5 protein-coding genes and 1 pseudogene are annotated in these 5,157 nt (G+C 31.5%); 5 read left to right on the top strand and 1 reads right to left on the bottom strand.

The window, feature by feature from the left end; all coding sequences use genetic code 11:
* The coding region (locus H603_RS17630) for a hypothetical protein (protein WP_211223776.1) at positions 1-183 on the top strand (183 nt) is incomplete at its 5' end.
* 123 nt (positions 184-306) lie between these two features.
* On the opposite strand, the pseudogene H603_RS17695 reads toward H603_RS17630, so the two are convergent.
* A pseudogene (locus H603_RS17695) lies at positions 307-408 on the bottom strand (translation elongation factor Ts); the annotation flags it as partial.
* Between the two features lie 41 nt (positions 409-449).
* Here H603_RS17695 and H603_RS0112670 point away from each other — a divergent pair.
* The 4 genes from H603_RS0112670 to H603_RS16820 all read left to right on the top strand — a co-directional run.
* Complete coding sequence (locus tag H603_RS0112670) at positions 450-929, top strand: hypothetical protein (protein ID WP_026708960.1); 480 nt, start codon at positions 450-452, stop codon at positions 927-929.
* 294 nt (positions 930-1,223) lie between these two features.
* On the top strand, positions 1,224-1,994 hold the full coding sequence (locus tag H603_RS0112665; protein ID WP_026708959.1) for a GLPGLI family protein: 771 nt from the start codon (positions 1,224-1,226) through the stop codon (positions 1,992-1,994).
* A gap of 1 nt (position 1,995) precedes the next feature.
* On the top strand, positions 1,996-2,655 hold the full coding sequence (locus tag H603_RS0112660) for a GLPGLI family protein (protein ID WP_169628297.1): 660 nt from the start codon (positions 1,996-1,998) through the stop codon (positions 2,653-2,655).
* Positions 2,656-2,740: 85 nt separating this feature from the next.
* Positions 2,741-5,157, top strand: a 2,417-nt coding sequence (locus tag H603_RS16820) for a peptidase associated/transthyretin-like domain-containing protein (RefSeq protein WP_157510446.1), incomplete at its 3' end; no start/stop codon positions are given.

Genomic DNA, 5,157 nt, shown 5'->3' with positions numbered 1-5,157 from the left:
TTGAATGGAAACGTACAGTATTTAGTCGCTAAAAATTTGAAGTTGTTATTCAAAGGTAATAATATGCTAAACTTAAAAAATAGTCAGCTAATAACAACAGCGTTCAATCAAAGTTTTTTTACAGAATCTGTCATTTCGATTATGCCAGGGTACATGATGCTAGGAGCTAATTATTCTTTTTAAGAGTATCCGTTTTCATTTCTATTTTTAGAATATAGTATCTAATTAGTTTAAATTTTATAAAAAAAAAACTCCATTTCAAATTGCTTTGAAATGGAGTTTAGTATTTTAATACTTACATAAGGATTAACCTAAAGAAGCTCTTTTAAATCCTGTAACGATAAGATCTTTATCTAAAGATGCAACATAAGCAGCAACGCTTAATTTGTTATCTTTAATGTAGTCTTGATAGGTACTTTAAAACGATACAATCTAACTTAAAGCTATCGTTGGGAGCAAACCAAAGCAATTTTAAGAACAGTGTAAACAATACAAACTTAAGAGAAGTCACTAACCTAGGTGTTGATTATGGTTTTGAACTACGGTCAGGATTCAAAGGGTTTTTTAATTATCATTTAGGTTCCAAGTGGAATTACAATCAAGTAAAAACGAGTATAAAAAATGATTTTACTGATAATGTTAGTTTTATAGACTTGTCGATGCAGTTCAATGATGAAATTAATGTACAAGTTCAAGGCGAGCGCTATTATTTTGGAAATTTAGGCAAGGATAACAATAAATATTATTTTCTGGATGCCGAAGCTCGGTATGTGGTAGATTCTAATAAGCTTACTTTTTTCCTTTCTGGAAAGAACCTTTTTAATACCAAAACGTTCAAAAACTATAGTGTTTCGGATATTAGTATTTCACAAGGAGAGTACCATTTAATACCTAGGTATGTGTTGCTTAAAATGGAATATCGTTTTTAGAATTTGATCTTTATCGATACTGTCTGGAAGTCATTAGTAATGCTATACTGATGCTATATTTTACTCTTTTTTTAAACTCGTATTTTATAACTAATAGAAATTCATTGCTTTGTGAGTTCTTGTGCTTATTGACTTGTACGATAAATAGTAACAATAAATTCATTTTTGTAGTAAAATAATTAGGTTTGACTGTTTTCTTTTATAGCTTTGTTATGTTCGTTTTATACTATTTTTCAATAGATGAACTCTTTTTGATGTAAAAGTTACCCTATTCCCAAAACTTAAAAAGTATCCATGAAGCCATATTTATTATTTCTTTCCTTAATCGTTCCTATTCTATCTATAGCCCAAAAGACAATCAAAGTCTCTTATGAGCAGAAATTTATCTACAATGATAGTTTTTTTAATCAAATACCAGAAGACAGTAGGGAAGAGTTAAAAAGCTTTATGACGGCACCTACCTATTTTGAATTAACTAACAACGGTGATCTTTCTTTATACGAAAGTGTCAATACTAAAGAAAAAGTGGTTGCCTCGAAAACGGAAAGTACACCAACGAATCAAAATTTAGGTATGATATTGAAACCCTTTAAAGTTTGGTATTTAAAAGATTTTAAAAAGGAAATTATTACTAATAGCACATCGGTTAGTGACAAAGAGTACTTTGTAAAAGCACCATTTGAACAGGAAGAGTTGCATTACGATAGTAAAACTAAAATTATCGATGGATATAATTGTTTATCGGCATATGCACTGACATCAAATAAGGATACCATTCAGTACTGGTATACGCAGGACATAGCTGTAATAGACGGTCCAATAACGCCAATTGATATACCTGGATTAGTGCTGAGCATAGAATCTAATAAAAAAGTGGTTTACGCAACTAAAATAGAATTTTTTGATGATAAATTGCCCATTGCCACTGTACCTAATAGTGCCATTTATATCAGTAAGAAGGAATTGGATATTTTACAAGCAAAATATTTGGAGCCAGAATCGTATGTTGATGAATCAGGAGTTAAACATGAAAGCTATTCAATACAGATAAGAAATGATAATTAAGATGAAATACATATTTAAAAAAGCAGGGTTAGCTATTGTATGTAGTTTGTTTTTTCTACAAAGTAATGCTCAATCTGGTATTAAAGTTGTATTCGAAAGGCAAACGATTTTGAAAGAAGATGCAGTGAAAGGGTTGCCAGAATATATTAGAGAACGTGCTTTAAAATTGGTCCAGAGTAGTAAGCGAGAGTCAACTATGACAATTCAAGGAAGTAAAGTTTACTATGAAATTATAGCACATGAACAAAAAGAAGTTGGTAAAGGAATTACTAAAGTAAATGATCCAAAAAGTAAGGTGCTATTTGTCAGTAATATGTCTGTGACAAATACTTACAACCCGTTAAAAATAATAAAAGATTATAAAACAAATAGCTATAAAGAAACCGTTAATAATAAAGTGACCACTGAGAAACTGCCTATAACCTCTTGGAAGTATACCAATAATAAAAAAATAATTTTAGGGTATTCTTGTCTAGAAGCCATTGGTGTTTATAAAGATCAGCCATTGACAGTATATTTTACAAAGGCTTTGCCAGGAGTGGCTAGTCCCGATAAACTTCCATTTGTAAATGGCGTTATTTTAGAATATCAGTACGGACATGTATTTGGTAAAGCAACTAAAGTGGAGAGGAATCAGCCATTGATTACTAAATTTTTATAGACCTATTAATTTGGATTTAAAACAACTTCTCTTTCTACTGTTCCCAATGCTTTTATTTTCGCAAAATAAATTGGGTATTACAATTTTGAATCAACAAAAAGAGCCTCTTTCTAGAGTTATTGTGCTTCTATCACATGGAGAACAACAAGTTGCTTTTGGTTCTACTAATACTGATGGTCAATTTATTAAAAGCCTGCCTTCCGGTACCTATACAATAACGCTGAAAAAATTAGGCTTCAGTGCTGTTGTGGAGCACCTTGTAATAGAGAAAGACGCCTTATTAACTTTTGAGATGCTTCCGGAGCTAAACCAGCTCGAAGATGTTATTATTAAGGCAAGACCTAAAATAATGCGGATTAAAGGAGATAGTATTTCGTACAATCTAAAAGCTGTTGTTGATGGAACCGAAAATAAAATCGAAGATGTGATAAATAAGCTACCTGGTCTTGAGGTTGATGCTGAGGGTAAAGTTTTCTATAAAGGAGAGAAGATTAATAATGTATTGATTGATGGTAATGAGTTTTTTGGAAACAAACATCAAATGGCCACTCAAAATATCAATGCTGATATGATTGAAGGGATTGATTTGTATACCAATTATTCAGGCTTTGCTATCGCATCTGGAGGTGATAAAGGGGTGGCGCTAAATTTAAAAACTAAAGATTCTTATAAAAGTAAATGGGTATCTGATGTCGAGCTAGGTTATGGCGGTAAAGAGGCAGTGCGGTTTCATTCTAATTCATTTAAGTTTTTTAAAAAAGGTAATTTAGCGATTATCTCTGATTACAATACCATTGGTGACGTGCCTATTTCAAGAGAGGATTACAGTCAAATGAAAGCTGCTGGTGACGACAGTCCTGAGTCAAATCGATTAAATGATATAGAACTACCTTCATTCTTAAATCCTACACCTTTTTATAAAGAAAAAAACAATAAGTTCATTGGGCTTACTTATACAAACCTTATCTCGCCCCGTTCAAAAATCACGCTTTCAAACACATTTAATGCAGCAAACTTATTAGAAGAGAATTATAAAACGCAAACAAATTTGGGTGAGGAAAACAATAATCTCTCTTATTCTGATCGAAATAAAGCGTCATACTTATTAAATAACACTGCTGTAAAATGGGAATTTAATAAATCAGCAACGACCTTTATATCTTATGCTGCTACTGTTACACCAACAGATGACGCTGCGAATCAAAATTTAGATAACGAATTAAATCGCACCACATATAAAGATGAAAGTAATGGCTTGAGCTTTTCACAAGTTTTTAAGGTTCAAACTTCAATTTTAAAGAGTATCAAGTATAAAGGTGTTGTTAGGCATGCTTTGAATACAAGTAGCGATAAATTAGGTTTAAATGCGAATCAAGAATTATTTGATTTGGGTGTACAATCGTTTCAGCAAAGAAGCACAAACAGGAACAGTAATTTGGATTTTTATAACTCTTTCACGCTATCTAAGAAGTCTAATATCTTCAGCGTAAAGTTGGATTTGTTGACACAAAGGGATCAATTTGAAAATCACATTGATAAAGAACTATTATTTGAAAATGATTTAGAGTTAAAGAACGATATGTTACGGACCAATATTAGTTGGACACGACAATGGACTTCAAAAATTCAGTCTGTTGTAGGATTTAGCAATAGCAATGTTAGAAGCACTTATAATAACGAGCAAACCAACTATTCTAGAATAGAGCCAAATTTGAATGTATTCTATAATCTTGGTTTTCTTAGCAAAATTAGCTTGGGATATGCTTTGAGTCATCGATTGCCACTGCTTTCTCAGCTATTAAATAATGATGTCATTGAAGATTTTCAAACAATTAATAAGGAGAGTTTAGTAGCGTATAATAAAATTTTGCCTCAAGACAGTTTCTCTTTGAATTACTTTAATGTCAACGCAAAGACGAATTCTGTATTGTTTTCATCTCTAAACTATAGTAAAGATCATCAAGCGGTCTCAAATAATGTAATTTATCAAGATGATTACGTCGAGAATCAAGCAACTTTAGTATCTGGTTCTAGTACACTAAGAGGAATTTTTAGTTACGATTTAAAAATTAAGAAATTGCCGTTCTCTGTTAAAAGCACCCTTGTGTATCTAGCAACCAAGGGGTTCTCTGAGTATAGTGGTGTAGACAATGAATTTAAGTCGAATAATTTTAGTGGTAAAATTAACGTGAATTCTAATTTTAAAAATTCAAATGTGCAGGTTGCCGTCGATTATAAGTTTAGTAGGCGTCGCTTAGAACAAAGCTTATTTGCTTTTAATAATGTAACGGTCAATCATCAAATTGGTTTGAAATTACGTGGCAAAAGCACCAATAAATTAAAATGGGATTTGGGATTTGTTATCGATAATCAAGATTCAAGTTTTAATACCAATCAGCTTTATTTTTTGAATGGAAACGTACAGTATTTAGTCGCTAAAAATTTGAAGTTGTTATTCAAAGGTAATAATATGCTAAACTTAAAAAATAGTCAGCTAATAAC

The organism is Flavobacterium frigidarium DSM 17623, assembly GCF_000425505.1.
GTDB lineage: Bacteria > Bacteroidota > Bacteroidia > Flavobacteriales > Flavobacteriaceae > Flavobacterium > Flavobacterium frigidarium.
This window is presented reverse-complemented; position numbering and strand designations above follow the sequence as displayed.